General features: G+C 38.8%; 10 protein-coding genes. 2 read left to right on the top strand and 8 right to left on the bottom strand.

The genetic code is table 11. The annotated features are described in order from the left end of the window. Positions 1 to 92: 92 nt before the first annotated feature. Positions 93 to 1,184: a helix-turn-helix domain-containing protein gene (locus tag ACWICE_RS04790; RefSeq protein ID WP_454297764.1), complete on the bottom strand. Its 1,092-nt coding sequence runs from the start codon at positions 1,182 to 1,184 to the stop codon at positions 93 to 95. A gap of 178 nt (positions 1,185 to 1,362) precedes the next feature. Here ACWICE_RS04790 and ACWICE_RS04785 point away from each other — a divergent pair, with 178 nt between their 5' ends. After that, on the top strand, positions 1,363 to 2,616 hold the full coding sequence (locus tag ACWICE_RS04785) for a YaiO family outer membrane beta-barrel protein (RefSeq protein WP_454291709.1): 1,254 nt from the start codon (positions 1,363 to 1,365) through the stop codon (positions 2,614 to 2,616). A 3-nt stretch (positions 2,617 to 2,619) separates the two neighbouring features. On the opposite strand, the gene ACWICE_RS04780 is transcribed toward ACWICE_RS04785, so the two are convergent. From ACWICE_RS04780 to ACWICE_RS04755, 6 genes are all read right to left on the bottom strand, one after another. Further along, positions 2,620 to 6,018 carry a sulfatase-like hydrolase/transferase gene (locus ACWICE_RS04780; RefSeq protein WP_454297763.1) on the bottom strand — a complete coding sequence of 1,133 codons (3,399 nt, stop codon included), beginning with the start codon at positions 6,016 to 6,018 and terminating at the stop codon, positions 2,620 to 2,622. Positions 6,019 to 6,020: 2 nt separating this feature from the next. Beyond that, positions 6,021 to 7,088, bottom strand: a complete 1,068-nt coding sequence (locus ACWICE_RS04775) for a hypothetical protein (RefSeq protein ID WP_454297762.1) — start codon at positions 7,086 to 7,088, stop codon at positions 6,021 to 6,023. A 3-nt stretch (positions 7,089 to 7,091) separates the two neighbouring features. Next, positions 7,092 to 7,445: a response regulator transcription factor gene (locus ACWICE_RS04770; protein ID WP_185211717.1), complete on the bottom strand. Its 354-nt coding sequence runs from the start codon at positions 7,443 to 7,445 to the stop codon at positions 7,092 to 7,094. 4 nt (positions 7,446 to 7,449) lie between these two features. Continuing rightward, on the bottom strand, positions 7,450 to 11,352 hold the full coding sequence (locus ACWICE_RS04765) for a response regulator (protein WP_454297761.1): 3,903 nt from the start codon (positions 11,350 to 11,352) through the stop codon (positions 7,450 to 7,452). Between the two features lie 314 nt (positions 11,353 to 11,666). Next, on the bottom strand, positions 11,667 to 12,350 hold the full coding sequence (locus ACWICE_RS04760; RefSeq protein ID WP_185211715.1) for a potassium channel family protein: 684 nt from the start codon (positions 12,348 to 12,350) through the stop codon (positions 11,667 to 11,669). A gap of 3 nt (positions 12,351 to 12,353) precedes the next feature. Continuing rightward, positions 12,354 to 13,739 carry a TrkH family potassium uptake protein gene (locus ACWICE_RS04755; RefSeq protein ID WP_454297760.1) on the bottom strand — a complete coding sequence of 462 codons (1,386 nt, stop codon included), beginning with the start codon at positions 13,737 to 13,739 and terminating at the stop codon, positions 12,354 to 12,356. Positions 13,740 to 14,017: 278 nt separating this feature from the next. On the opposite strand from ACWICE_RS04755, the gene ACWICE_RS04750 reads away from it, so the two are divergent. Beyond that, on the top strand, positions 14,018 to 14,860 hold the full coding sequence (locus tag ACWICE_RS04750) for a mechanosensitive ion channel family protein (RefSeq protein ID WP_185211713.1): 843 nt from the start codon (positions 14,018 to 14,020) through the stop codon (positions 14,858 to 14,860). A gap of 675 nt (positions 14,861 to 15,535) precedes the next feature. Here ACWICE_RS04750 and ACWICE_RS04745 read toward each other — a convergent pair. After that, the gene (locus ACWICE_RS04745) at positions 15,536 to 15,868 is read right to left on the bottom strand and encodes a hypothetical protein (protein WP_454297759.1); all 333 of its coding nucleotides are present in this window, start codon (positions 15,866 to 15,868) and stop codon (positions 15,536 to 15,538) included. Between the last annotated feature and the right edge of the window lie 3 nt (positions 15,869 to 15,871).

Below are 15,871 nucleotides of genomic sequence, written 5' to 3'. Positions count from 1 at the left end.
ACAACAAATCAGCTTAACTACTTAAATCCTTAGTATTCTAACACTTACGTGTTCAAGTTTATAAATTGGCACCACATAACTGGGGCATATCCTTATTTTCGAGAGTTTCTGAACTCAGTTGGAGTCAGTCCGGTTATATTTTTGAAAACGGTATTAAAGGCTGTCTTGGAATTAAAGCCTGAAGCATAGCCAATTGAAATCATGTTATAGGGTATCATGGTCTCATCAACCAATAGTTCTTTCGCTTTATCTACCCGAAACCGATTGATATATTGAAAGAAATTCATTCCAAATCCAGAATTAATAATGTATGACAATTGATGTACAGTAATCCCTAAGCGATTTGCCAATTTCAATAAATTGAGTTCACTATCTAAAAACAATTCCTCTTGTATCATCAATTGACTTAACTCCTCTTTGTAATGGATCAAATCTTCATCCGACAATAATTTAATTTTATGCTCAGATTGGTCCCCATCTACCTCATCAGCAATATCCAATGTTTTGTCAACATCTATTCCTTTAGGGTAAATTTCACCCTGACGCATGGAATAAAATGCAACTAAATAGAGCACGCCCATGAAAAATAAATTGATGATGATATTTAGGTTAGTTTCAGGGAATAATAGGTTATAGATTAAAATCAGGACCGAAGAAATGATGCAGCAATAAATAATATACTTTATCCATCTCAGATCAATATTCATGGTATTCGAAGAAAACGACTGTATAACTTTCTGGTGTTTTCGCACTTTGAGGTAGGCCAAGACTGTACACAACAAGGCTTGAATAAAAAACAACAGCATCAATATCGGTTTGTAAAATCCTTGGGGATTTCCCTTTCCAAGGATAAGGACGGACAGAAAAGCTATTGGTAATAGAAATAAAAAACTATCTTTCGCTTTCCAATTATACTGAGGGTTTGTATAATAATATACACTTATCAGGAAGCTCAAGGGAACAAAAAACTGAACAGTACGAAACAGAATATAGGCAGAATAATTAGTGAATTGATTATCCGGAAAGATCAATTCATCCAACCAGAATGTAGACCATAGTAACACAAAAAAGCCAAACCATAGGTTAGCTTTTCGATTTACCCGGATGGCATTACTAAAATTCAGAAAGGCTAACAGAAACATTCCGCCCACAAGAGCTCCTTTTATGATCAATTCTAGGTTCATCCTTTAATCATTAATTTGATGGTTAATTTATACCCTAAAGAAAAATAAAACAAACCAAACCCCAAAACTTATTGTTATGTTCACAATTTGAGATAATTTTTTTATCCAAAAATCTATTTGTTTAGACATAAATCCACTTAAAGAGGTTACCTTTGTTCTCTATCGAGTCAATCTACTTATGAATTTAAAAACGCAACTATTAACTATTCTAGTCTTTGTTTTGAGTTTTGGAACACAAGAGCTATGTGCTCAAGAAAGCAATTTGAATTCGGATGAATTGTTCCAAGCGGCTCGAAAGGAAGCATTTGACAACAAAAACTATCCCGCTGCAGTAAATCTAGCAAAAACAGCCTTAGCTAAAAGTCCAGATTATACAGACATCTCCGTGTTCCTGGGCAGGTTATATACTTGGATGGATAAAATCGACTCCGCTCGAATCGTATTCAAGGAACTTGAAATTAAAGAAGCGAAGGATCCAGATTTCTATTTCGCTTATGGTTCACTTGAATACTGGGAAGATAATTATCCAGAAGCTCTCCGAATTGTAGACAAGGGATTGACCCATGACCCTAAATCCATGGATCTTCTTTTGTTAAAATCCAAAATCGCAAATGGCACTAAAGATTTTAAAACGGCAAAAGCAACTTTAGATGAAATCTTAGAAATTGACCCAAAAAATGCTGATGCCAGAACCTTGGAAATTGCCATCAAAGAACAGGTAGGAATCAATGAGGTTGGTGTCACCTACAATTGGATGTATTTTGACAAGCAATTTGAAGACAACTGGCATATCGTAGGTTTAAGCTATAAAAGAGGCACAGCAATCGGATCATTTATTTTCAGGGCGAATCTAGCAAACAAATTCGGAAGCAATGGAACTCAATTTGAGCTGGAAGCCTACCCGCGACTTTCCAAAATGTTCTATATGTACCTTGGTACGGGATTCTCTAATAGTACAGGCTTATTCCCAAAATTCAGGACCGCAGCCTCTCTATACGCCAACTTACCAGCTAGTTTTGAAGCTGAGATCGGTTTCAGACAATTGAAATTCACCGATAATGTTTGGATGTATACCGCATCTATTGGTAAATACTATAAAAACTTTTGGTTCAATGCCAGAACTTACCTTACCCCAAGTGAAAACAATATCTCCCAATCCTATGCCGGAACAGTTAGATATTATACCAAGGGTTCTGATGATTTTCTAGGCTTTATCGTTGGAACAGGTATCAGTCCTGACCAAAACAGAGAAAATTTGCTATTTGACAATCTGTACAAATTGAAAACCTTTAAAACAGGTTTAGACTACAACTTCAGTGTAAAATCCAAAAATATTTTCAATATCTCCGGCACTTATTATAATGTGGAGTATAAACCAAAAACCAGGGATAATCAACTTGATTTCACGGTTGGCTATAGAAGAAGGTTCTAAAATTTAATTCTTAAAATAAGATCTAAAAGCACTGTCAGGCAATAGCTTCATTTTTGAAGTAAATTGCCTGTTCATTTTTTTGAAGGTATCAAATCTTTGGTTCAGCTCCTCGGCACCCGATTTATTATCTATCCCATCTTCACTGAGGTCTTTATTTAATTTGTATAAAGTCCCTGAGTTCAAATGCAGGTCCGCAGAAACAAAATCAATCAATTGCGATTTACTTTGCATCATTGGAATCCCGAGCCCTTTCTTGTTAGCTCCGATATCCAATCCCTGTCCTACCCAAGCAACCTGACCTGGAACCTCCAACTGATAATTATTTTTGTAAAATGCCAAAATGCTTGGAGCAAGGTCAAAATGACTGACCACATTCTGAAATTTACGTTTAGTTTTCAATAAAGGAGAGTACACAATCAAAGGAACATGATAGCGATCTATCTTACTTTGCAGAGGTATCTCTGGCATACTATGGTCTCCGGTGATAATAAAGATCGTATTCTTGTAATCACTTCGCTGCTGGTAGGAACGGAAGAAATCCCTTAAAGCCTCGTCCGCATTCAGCACCGAAATCAATTGCTTCCTATTTTCCAAAGCAAAATTCTTTTGTATACTGTTCACCTTAATCGTCTTCAGCCTTTGATCAAACATGGAAGCAAACTTTGCCTCATTATTGATCAGGAATGGGTTATGGGTCGATAAAGTCAGGGCAATATGGAAATGCGGAGCATTATTCTCCTGATTTGCCAATCTTAATTGTTCTAATACCGCCTGATCTTCATAACCCCAACTTTCCCCATTGCTGCTCGGCAGTTTTTTATACCCCTCCGGAAAGGAGCTGACATCGACTAACTCATCAATAGCGTTTGCCTTCAGGTATTTGCTCATATAGTCAAACTCAGCATCTCCACCGTAGAAAAATGCTGTGGAGAAGCCATTTTTCTTCAAGATATTGATCAGGTTAAAATGTTCCGGATAATCCTTTAATTCTAGGAAGCCCGAATTTCCAAATGGCAGGGAACCTAAAATCGTCGGAAGCACAGAGAAAGTTCTTCCCGATGTGCTTAGATTATTTTCCCATACCAAAGAGCTATCCTTTAAGGAGTTCAAGAATGGCGTAAAATCACCGATATATCCAGTAGGATTACTATAAGCATTGCCCAATCCCTCTACGATAATTAACACAAGATTAGGAACAGAATCACTCTTGTCGAAAAATGGTCCGAGCAGGTCTAGGGTTTGATCTTCTCGCATAAATGGAAAGTCCCCAGAAACTTGAGCATAACTAGCAGATGATGTATTCAAGCCTAATCCTTCTTCAATATCTTCCATGAGCATCTTGGCATTGCTCTCCATGAAAAACCCAAGCTTGCTTTTCTCTGCAGTTTCCAAAAACTCATTTTTTGTGGCGCTTTTCACATCTCCACCCATGGAAAGATATCCAAAAGCTAAAATCGCCAAGCCAAGAAAAACTGCCGACAATTTCCCTGAGCCTTTAAATCGGTTACTCGTTTTATGGAACACAAAATATAATCCAACTAAACCGACTATTAAAATCAAAATATTAACCCAATTCAATACCCCACTGGCAAGCAGTATATTCTTCAGCTCATCCGCAGAATAAAAAAACAGGTCGGTCCCCAATAAATTTCTCGATTCTGCAAAATAAAAGGCCAATACCAGTTGAGAGATCAATATTAAACTCGCCAAAACATGAAGGGCAACTCTGGAAAACTGACGATTAAAGATTGCCAAGACTGCGTAGATCACGAAAAAGAGCACCAGAATCACAAACCCTATCAATACGTTATTCAGCAACAAGACAAAAAACGAACTCATGCCATTGAATTGCTGGATATTATGACTATAGATAAAGTATTCCAATATGCTAAAAATCGAAATTAGGATCATAAATAAACTTGCGACCGAGCTAAACTCCCGGAACAAGGACTTAATAATACGGACAACCTTTTCCTTGAAAGTTTCATGAACTTGATCCGAGAAGCCTTGTCTTGTCATTTCACCCCAAGTATGCCCTTTCTTGAAATAATCAATCATCCCCCTGATACCTGCCATCGTGACTATGGGATGAAAATAAAAAGGTTCTATTATGGCCGTCAGGATCAACTTGGTCAAATCCTTCCGCTTGGTATAAACTTGGTAACTCACTAAGTCAACCGAAATCGCATATACGGAATAGAGTATACTAGAAAATAAGACTAAGGCAAATAGGACAAAGAAGAAAGTCCAGTTCAAGACGCCCATAAATAAGAATATCCAGAAAATAACATACCCCGAAAACTCAACCAAGGGTCCAAGAAACTCAAAGAAAAACCAATATGGCAAACTGAGCATTCCCATCTTGCCGTACTTCGGATTGAACATCATTTTCCTATGTTTCCACAGGGTCTCCATCGTTCCACGCATCCAACGATTCCTTTGTTTCTTTAACACAGACTTATCCTCGGGAACTTCGGTCCAACATAAAGGGTCTGGAATGGTAATAACCTGATGAGGCAATTTATGCTCTTTCATATACCTACGCATTCTCACCACCAACTCCATATCCTCACCCACCGTCTTTGGATCATATCCACCACAGGCCAGCACAATCTCCTTGTCAAAAGCACCAAATGCACCTGAAATCAAGATTAACCCACTGGCTCTTGACCAGGCCATACGTCCCAATACAAACGCCCGGATATATTCCAATGCCTGACTCCGGCCTAACCAGCTTTTTGGTAAATTAACTTCAACAACCTTACCCTTCTCTATCTTACAGTTACTTGCTAAACGGATGGTCCCACCACATGCAATCAAGCGCTTGTCTGTCTGCTCCATAAAAGGCTTCGCCAATCTCAAAATGGCATCTTGCTCTATGATACAGTCCACATCGATGCAGACAATATAGTCAGCCTTAGAAATATTGATCCCAACATTCAATGCATCGGCCTTCCCCCCATTCACCTTATCCACTACAATCAATTTCTTAAAAGCAGGGTTCTTACTTTTGTAAACCTGCTTTACTTCTTTGGTTGCTATATTCCCAGGAATGATATAAGAAACTTTTTCTAATTGATAGGCCTCGATCAATCTTTCCATTGAATCATCCTTAGAACCATCATTGACGATGATAATCTCCAATTTATGGTAATATATGGAAAGCAGTGAGCGGACATTCTCCACCACCGTCATTCCTTCGTTATAGGCGGGTGCAATCAAACTGAAACTTGGCGCATTCGGATTGGAGGCTATAATGGAATAATCCGTAAAGATATTACCATGCTTATAACGCAGGACAGCACCATAGGAAAATAGAGCAATCCAGGTATAAACACTAAAAATTCCAATGGAATAAAGTAAAAATAACCAAACTATGATTACATAAATAATCTCAGCCATAATTAGGATTTTTTCTGCAGAGCGTGATTCAAAACCATTAAAGTTGGATCCTCAGGAGCCAACTTATTACTTAAGTCTATTAAATATTTAAATTCCCCAAGATTCGCTAAAGCTTCGGCAGCCGAAACCTTAATCCTATTGGAAGGATTGTCTATTAAGTGCGATCTTAAAAATTCTAATTGATCAAAAGCCCTAGTCTGCCCAAATCCCTTTAGGATCTCAAGTTGAAGGTCTTCCTTCATTTTAGGATAATAAATGGCCAATAGACTGGATGTATCCTGAGCATCCAAACTAAAAAGTGTTTTGATGGCATCCTTCAAAATCACATCCTGGTCATCCGCCAAAAGCGCCACTACCTGATCATGCAACTCAAAAATTTGAAATTTCCGCACCAACTTTAATGCAAAATGCAAAACCGATGGATTATTGGACTCCAGCCATTTACTGATCTTTTCAGTGGCATTTTTGGGTAAAGATTTAATATTGTTCAAAATCCGCAGCTGTTGCCAATCCGACAGAATTCCTTCTAGCGTGTCTAAAAAGGATAAGCCCTCAAAACCATTGAAATGTACCATGGCATATTGTACCTCATTGACCACATTCTTTTTCCGATGATTCAGTTTGGATTCAATTTCAGGTAAGGCCAAATGCACATCCATGATAGTCAAGGCCTGTATGCCTCGAGCAATTAAATGCCCCTTATAGCTTCTAAGTAAACTATAGGACTCTTTATCTAATTGATAGGAATTAAAGACCCGCTGTAGGACCGTAGCAGCCACTCCTGAAAACTTACGGTCAGCTTCAATGAGTTGCCCCAAGAAAAACCTCCTGAAATTCTCATGCTTCAGTAATTCCGACAGATTAGGGTCGATATACAGATCGGTTTGGTTCCCTTCTACGAGGACTTGCATCAAGTATTCGTTCAACATATTCTTCCAATACTTCCTATTGATTTCCAATTTATAGGCTCGGAAACTGTAGATCAACAATCCAAGCGTAAAAAGGAAAACCAATATCAGAATGGTCAATATTCCTAATGTCAACTCATGAAGGGTAAACATTTTCTCCATAGGCTATCGCAGCAGTCTATTTACTCTAATAATCAGTTCATTGGGACTGAATGGTTTAACCATAAAATCAGAAGCTCCCAAGTCAAATGCTTCAAGCACGGTATCTTCTTGCCCCATACTGGATAACATGATAATTGGTATCCTCTTTTCTAGACTCTTTAACTCCGAAAGGATTTCGATACCCGATGCAAAAGGCATCATGATATCGCTGATGATAAGATCGATTTCTTCTTTATTCAACAAATCGATGGCCTCCATTCCATTCCTCGTTAAGATCACCTGGTAACCCTCTTTTTTTAGTTTATGTTCGATAGTTTTGAGGATTAATTCATCGTCTTCAGCTAATAACACAACCATTTCTTTACTCCTTTATATCAATTAATAATTTCTGTAATATTTCAATTTCATGTAATACCTTAGGCAAATGTTCCCACACTTCAATCCCCTTCGAAAATTGACTGTCCAATTCAATCAACATAAGATTCAATTCCGTCAAGCCTGCACTTCCTGATGTACCTTTCAATTTATGTAAGACTCGTCCTAATAGATTTTCATCTCGATCCTGGATCAATTGCTTGATATCCAATTCCTGCATCTGCAGTTCTTGAAGGATCAATCCATAAAACTGTTGTTTAAATACCGGATCAGAATCGGTCGCTTCTTCAATAACATCAAAATCTATATGCTTGACCTCATTGATGTTGGATAAACTTTTATCTGAAGCCTTTAGTAGGCAATTGTACAGCACTTCTTTAAAAGTCTCAACTTTAATGGGCTTGGTCAAAAAATCATTCACACCTACCTGTAAGCACCTTTCTCTTTCCCCAACAACATTACCGGCAGTAATTCCAATGATGGGCACATGCTTATAACTTTCAATCTCTCGGATCCTTTTTGTCGCTTCAAGCCCATCCATCACCGGCATCTGAATATCCATTAAGATCAGATCGAAATCCTGGTTTTCACAGGAGTCTACTGCCAATTGGCCATTCTCAACACAGACCGTACTACAATTAGGAAGTAAATTTTCTATAAGTCGATTATTCAAGGCCATGTTCACCGGATTATCATCTGCAAGAAGAACCTGATATGACTTTGTGGATATCTTTTCTTCTGCAGCGAACTCCATTTCCTGCTCCACTGGAAGTGATTTATTAGCCTCAGTATCTTTCCTCAAGATCCTATACAAGTCTTCTGAAATAATAGGCTTGGTTAATATATGTGAGTTGGATTCTTGACGGAAGTGTCCAATATGCTCTTCATCATCTGAAGAGGTATGCAAGATCATGATCGGTAACTCCTCCTCGTTCTGACGATATAATTCCTTGATTTTTGAAAGAGTTTCTAAACCATTTAGGATTGGCATCCTATAATCCATCAAAATTACATCAAATCGCTTCCCAATGGACAAAAGCTGTAGGGCCTCAAAGCCATTTTCAGCAGTTTCGGTTTCCACTCCTTTATAGGCCAACATGTGCTCCAAAATCATTCTATTGCTGCCATTATCATCCACAATCAGGGCAGAATCGACTGCCAAATTATGTTCAGCCTCAATAGGGTTCTCATAAGGAACTTCTATTTCAAAAAAGAATTCCGAACCTACCCCTACTGCACTCCTTAAGGATAGATTGCTGCCCATATAATTTAGGATATTGTTGGAAATGGTCAGACCTAAGCCCGTTCCTCCAAAACGTTTGCTCACAGAACTGTCTTCCTGGATAAAAGCATCAAATATGCGCTGCTGCTTTTCATCAGGAATCCCTATTCCGGTGTCTCGAACCGTAAATCGCAATCCGACCTTCTCCTCATTCCTGAAGGTTTCCTCCACCCGCAATTCAATCTCTCCTTGTTCCGTAAATTTTACCGCATTCCCCAAAAGATTGATCAGAACCTGTTTAATCCTGGATTCATCTACATGAATCATGGTCGGCAAACCCTGCTCAATATTCAATAATAGCTCAATATTCTTGTTTTGGGCTTGATAGAGAATCACGTGGATGACCTGGTTTACTAATTCATATAGGTTGTATTGATCAATGTAGAATTCAAGCTTTCCTGATTCTATTTTTGAAAAATCCAAGATATCATTAATGATCGCTAGGAGGTTTGTCCCAGATTCATTTACATATTTTAAATATTGCTTCTGTAGATCGTTTAGCGGTGTTTTCAGCAATAGATCGGAAAAGCCTATTACACCATTTAATGGTGTCCTGATCTCATGGCTCATATTCGCCAAGAATTCGGATTTAGCTTTACTGGCTAGGTCCGCAAGCTGTTTCGCTTTCCTTAGTTCCTCATTTTTCTCGACTTGTTCCGTTATATTTTGGGAGAATATGATTATCCCACCAATATTATTGTCCGAAATACGCCAAGGCCTCACTTCCCAATTATAATGTTGATTTTCTGCAGCGCCTTCAACTTGAACAACCTCATCTACATTTTTATAGGGTATTCCTTCTAAGGCTCGTTGATAGATCTGCTTGCGACTTTCGGGAACATTTGGAAAAAGTTCAAAAAGATTCCTTTTGCCGTCTGAATTCTTCCCTTGATGGAATTCTTCAATCCATTGTTGACTGAGCGCCAAATAATTGAGATCAGTATCAAACATGGCTACTGCAGCTGGAACGTGCTTGACAAAGGTTTGAAGCATGGCTTCTTTTAACTCAATGTCTAAATACAGCCTCTTGCTCTGGTCAATATCTTGAATAATCCCAAAAACCCTTTCACATCGCCCTTCGATATATTCAGGGTTGCCTTTAATACGGACCCAGATCTGTTCTGAATTCGGCTTTCTTAATTGTATTTCAAAATCATAGGGCTGCCCAGTTTCGATGGCCCTGTTAAATCTATGCTCAATGATCGTTCTTTCTTCCGGATCGAAAAATGAAAACACATTCTCCATATTGGGCTGAAAATCCTCAGAAACACCATGGATCAATCGTGTTGAATCAGACCAATAGATTTCATTCTTTTTAACATCAACTTCCCAACCACCTACTTGGGCAACAATATTGGTTTGCTCAAGCATCTGTTTGGTATGTTCTAAGTCCTTCTCTAACTTGATCCGATCGGTTAAATTCAAGGCGGAGCTCACGACATATTGCTTGCCGTTCTGGTCTTTTTCGACCATATTGTTGTACAACCAATAGATCCATTCTCCATTCCTTTTTTTCAGGACCATCATGCCAGAATCCTCTCCATTTTTCAGGATCCTATCCAAATAAGGTTGAACAAGCGATTTATTTTCATTCGGTACTAAATCCCTTAAGTTCAAACCTGGGATTTCTTCCAAGGAATATCCAAGAACCTGTCTGCCCTTTTCATTGACCTCCAATATATTCCCATGGATATCGTGCATGCTCGTCAGCCCGATTCCATTTTCAAAGAAATTCCTAAATCTCCTTTCGGAAACTTCCAATTTTGCACGTTCTGAATTCTCTCTGGTCATGTTCCTGCCAAATGCAAAAATCTCCTTATTCTCTTGACCATGCCTCAGGTGCCAATCAATCGTTACCGACTCGTCTTCCCTAAGCTGTGTTTGCGTTTGCACCATAACCTCCAGATCTGAACTGGATACAGACTTGATTTTCGAGACCACCTTCCTATCCTTAACTTTCAGTACCTCTAAAAAATTAAGACCGTCGAATTCACGGATAGGTATTTGCATCAGTTCTGCAAAGGCTGGATTTACTTCCTTTACGGTAAAATCCTCATTCAAAACACAGATCATGTTCTGTGTCACGGAAAGGATATCCTTGAAATAACCCGCTTGATTTAATTTCCGCTTGGCCAATAGTACGGCCAAAACGGCTTTTGCTAAGTCTTCCAGTTCTTTTAACTGTTGCTGGCTTAATGTTTTGGGATGATAATCGATTACACATAGTGTACCTAAAGCATGTCCACGTTCGTCCAATAATGGTACCCCAGCGTAAAACCGGATCTGCCCAGCAATGATGAGCGGATTATGCGCCGTCCTGGTATCCAAGAAGGTATCCTCAATCATCAATGGCTCCGAACTCAATATCGTATATTGGCAGACCGTATTCTTACGATCTACCGTTTCTAAGTCCAGACCAATGCAGCTTTGGATTCGCTGCTGATCCTTTTCCATAACAGCAATGATGGAGGAGGGACAGTTCGTAATACGACATGCCAGTTCTGCAAAAACATCCAGTTCCGGCAATTTTCCAACAGCAATCAGTCCAAAAGAATATAGGATATTTAAACGCTCCGATTCATTTTCCGGGACAATAGGCATGCTCATACAATATTGGTAGATTAATAAGTAATGCAAGATAGTTATTACTTATGTTATAACTTCTTTTTTATTAATTTAAACCATAAAATTGCGATATAGTTCTAAAATTATTTTATCATTTTAAAAAAAATTAACGAAACTAAAATCATACTGAATAAATAACTTTCATATAGCAATATATTAGCGCTAATAATAGTATATGGAAATGCAGATATATTCTTTGCCGATAATCCGAAGTTCTTGTTTAGGTAAGGCTTTTTATACAAAAAAAGGGATGCCAAACATCCCTTATAATTCTTGCGATTTCATTAAAAGCAATCCTATTTCAAGAACTCTTTAATGTTATTGTTGCTACCGTAAATGACGATGATTTCTCCTTCTTGCAATACCGTATCAGGTTTAGGGATTCCATGCAAAATCGTGGTGACGATCCTGCTTTTGCCAAATAAAGTATCTCTTTCTGCACTCTTCAGAATGGTCAGGACTAATATTTCATATTTTTCCCTAAAACCGATTTCCTGAATTGTTTTGCCTACATATTGCTTTGGAATTATGGCTTCCACAATGCTGTAGTTGGCATTTAATTCAAATGAATCAACCAAACCAGACAAACACAGCTTCTTCGACCAGCGCTCTGCAGTTTCCTCCTCCGGATGGACAATCTCAGTAACGCCGATGGCATTCAAGACCTTTTCATGTAATGCATTGACCGCACGGCTCACCAAACGTTTCACTTGTGCTTCTTTACATAAGGCAGTCACCATAATATTGGCCCCTTCATCCTCGCCTATGGCTACAATGACTACATCGGTGTTTTTTAAAGGCAAAGAATGAAAAGCACTGGGCTCGGCCGCATCAAGCGCAATGGTATGTGTGATTTTCTCTTTCAAAGCGGTAATGCGCTCCAGCCTCAAATCAACCCCAATCACCTCGTTTCCTTGGGCTGTTAGTTTCATGGCCAAAGAGGCCCCAAAATTCCCTAATCCTATGATGATAAATTTCATTGCTTAATTTATTGTAAGTTCTTCTTTTGCGTATCTATAATTCGTGAATTTCACCTTCTTGAACATGGCAATCATAATTGTCAGCATGGTCACCCTGCCTATAAACATCAGAATAATCAATGTGATCTTACTCCCTGCCGATAGCTTTGCCGTAATGCCTAAGGTCAATCCGACAGTACTATAGGCAGAAAAACATTCAAATGCGATTTCTACCAAAGTACATTCTGGATCAAAAACAGAAATCGAAATGATACAGCAGCCGATCACAAAAAGCGATAAGGTCATGATGGCAAATGCCCGCTTAATGGTAATGCCTGCGATTTCACGTTGAAATACCTCTACCCTTTCTTTTCCCTTAACCAAACTCAGGATGTTCAAAACCGCTACGGCAAAAGTACTCGTCTTAATACCTCCCCCAGTAGAGTTTGGTGAGGCACCGATCCACATCAACAGGATAATGAACAGGATACTGTAAATATGTAGAGCGCCATAGTCAATGCTGTTATAACCTGCCGTACGTGGGGAAACAACGGTAAAAAGTGCTGTTACGAATTTGCCTATCCCCTCATGCGTCACCAAGATATTATCATATTCCAATATAAAGATCAATATAGTCGCAAAAACTGTAATGCTCAGCGTAGTAATCAAATTGATCTTACTGTTTATATTGATCACCCAAGGCTTATAATCAAATTCCCGATAGGCAATCTTCTTAAATATGCGATTGAATACGTGCTTCAGGTATTTCAATATATTGATTACTATTGGAAAGCCAAGACCTCCAAAAATGATCAAGATGATCAAGACCATCTGAAATGCATAGTTATGGATAACGAGTGGATTGGTCAGACCATCTGGCACTACAGAAAATCCTGCATTACAAAAGGATGAAATCGAATGAAAGACTGAAAAAAACAGATGTTCCAAAAAGGACTGGTCCATCAACTTTGCCGAAAAAAGGAAAATGAAGATCGCTCCAACCAATTCTATGGAAAACGTAATGATGATGATTCGCTTCAACATCAAAAATACTTCCCCCAGCTTTTCATTATTGGAAAAATTACTGGTCGCGATTTGGTTTTCGTAAGTGCTTGCTCCTTTGAAAAAATAAGCGAAATAGTTGGTAAAGGTCAAGATGCCCAATCCGCCGATCTGAATCAGTAAAATAATGATAAAATGACCTATGGGAGTAAATGCAGTTCCGGTATCCAAAGTAGTCAATCCCGTGACACAGACCGCACTGGTTGCCGTAAAGAGTGCATCGATAAAATTAATCGGAACCTGGGTAGAAAACGGCGCCATCAACAATAAACATCCAGTCAAAATGATCATAATAAAACTGAACGTAAAGAGTTGCGCAGGGTTATAGAATGCTTTAACGTTTTTCATATTTCAGAGTGCTGGCAAAGTAAGGATAATTTCAAAAAATATGCAATAATTCATCAATCCTGCGCTAAAATTGCCTATTAGTTTATTTTTTAGTACCTTTGTGTCTTATTTATTAAAATCAACAGCAAATTAGCATTCGCAATTCGCTGCAAATCCCATACTATCTTTAACGCTTCTAGGTGATTAGCCGTGGGATCTCATTTTGTTCCCTGCGAAGGGTTTATCGAATTTATCATACTGAATATTTACTATTAATACGCACCACAAAAACAGAAAAAATGCAAGACGCAAATTTGAACGGTATAGAAAACAAACTTGAAAAATTTATTGACAGTGCAATCGCATATGCTCCAGTATTATTGAGCTCTTTGATTTCTGCCGCACTTGTTCTCTTCTTGGGACTATGGTTGATCAAGCTTTTTGGAAAACTTTTAGGAAAGATTTTCGAAAAGCGCGATGTAGATCCCAGCATCAGGACATTTTTGGGGAACCTATTGAATTGGGTCTTAAAGATCATGCTTTTCATCGTGGTAGTCAGCCAATTAGGCGTACAGACTTCCACCTTTATTGCAGTAATTGGTGCTGCCGGTTTAGCAATCGGTATGTCATTACAAGGATCACTTTCTAACTTCGCTGGAGGTGTATTGATCTTGCTGTTCAAACCTTTTAGGGTCGGTGATTATATCTCCTCTTCATCAGGTGTGGATGGTACGGTCAAGGTAATCGATATTTTCAATACCAGATTGGTTACTCCGCAGAATCAATTGGTAATCATTCCCAATGGTGAACTTTCCAATAGTAACATCACCAATTATTCTGAACTAGGAACCCGAAGAACATGGTTCAACATAGGTGTAGGGTATGACACCGATTTAAAGGCAGCAAAACAATTGTTGTTGGATACGATTTCGAGAAATGAATTTGCCTTTAAGGATCCAGCACCAGATGTGGTTGTCACTGAATTAGGTGATAGTGCCATCAACCTCTCAATCCGTGCCACGACCTCCAACGAAAATTTCTGGGCCATGCAGGAACAATTGATCATACAATGTAAAGAAGACCTGGATAAGGCAGGAATCGATATCCCATTCCCACAAACCGATATCCATATCAAAAAATAAAAAAAGAGATTGCTGGGAGGGGGATTTTGAACCAGGATTCAAGGGATAAGAGGATGGACCAAGATCGGGGTTGAACCAGGATTCAAAGGATAAGAGGATGGGCCAAGATCGGGGTTCCATTATTTTAGCTAGCATGGTACGTTAGCCTGGAAGTAGCGAAAAAATGATGTTCGATTAATCGAACATCAGTTTTTCGCTACTTCTATATTGTTCAATACTATTTCTAAAATAATTCTGCCCTTCCAGGGCAGTATGTCATAAAAAGGAAAAATTCAGGATAATAAAAATGGGTCTAGAAAGCCAGAAACATAGATCTATCAAACTTCATTGGTATGCAGGAAGGATCTCGGAACAATGCGTTTCCATAATTGCAATGGCTTACTTTCCCGGACCTTCGGTCCAGGATGACAGGGTCGTAGAGTGGAGAACTGTACAGAATCCTCATTGATCGTTCAGAATCAAAATGCGCTAAGAAGGGATTCAGAGTGAAACGAAGAATCTATTTATTTTCTTTTTTTAAGGATCGTTGTCATTGCAAAATCGCAAGATGAGCAAACTATTTTTTTCTTTTTTGACCCATAAAAGGAATATATAGAAAAATATTCCACCCCCGCTAGGGGTTGGACATTACACAGATCTATTTTCTACAAATATTCCATCCCCGCTGGGGGTTTTCTACAAACATTTCACCTTCCGAAGGAAGTCCTTTAGCCCCCGGCTCATTTCTAGTGGCGGAAAAATGGAAAGAATGCCGATGACCTGTGCGATGGGATTGGCCTTGGAATGCTTTCTCAAGATCATCCCATCAAAAGGGATGATCTTGAGAAAGGTATTCCCGACAACAAGGCATTCTTGTCCATGTGCGGATGACTGTGCGAAAAGCCACCTTAAATGGGCCGAAGCCTTTTGGTTACTTTTGGGCTTCAAAAGTAACAAAGAATCTGTGGTTATTTTCCTTAACTTAATGACATTGCCCGCTAGGGGTTGCCTACCTAAGCAAACATTCATCCT

The organism is Sphingobacterium sp. NPDC055346 (assembly GCF_053645235.1).
Note: the sequence above shows the minus strand (reverse complement) of the source record. Positions and strands in the feature narration are given on the sequence as shown.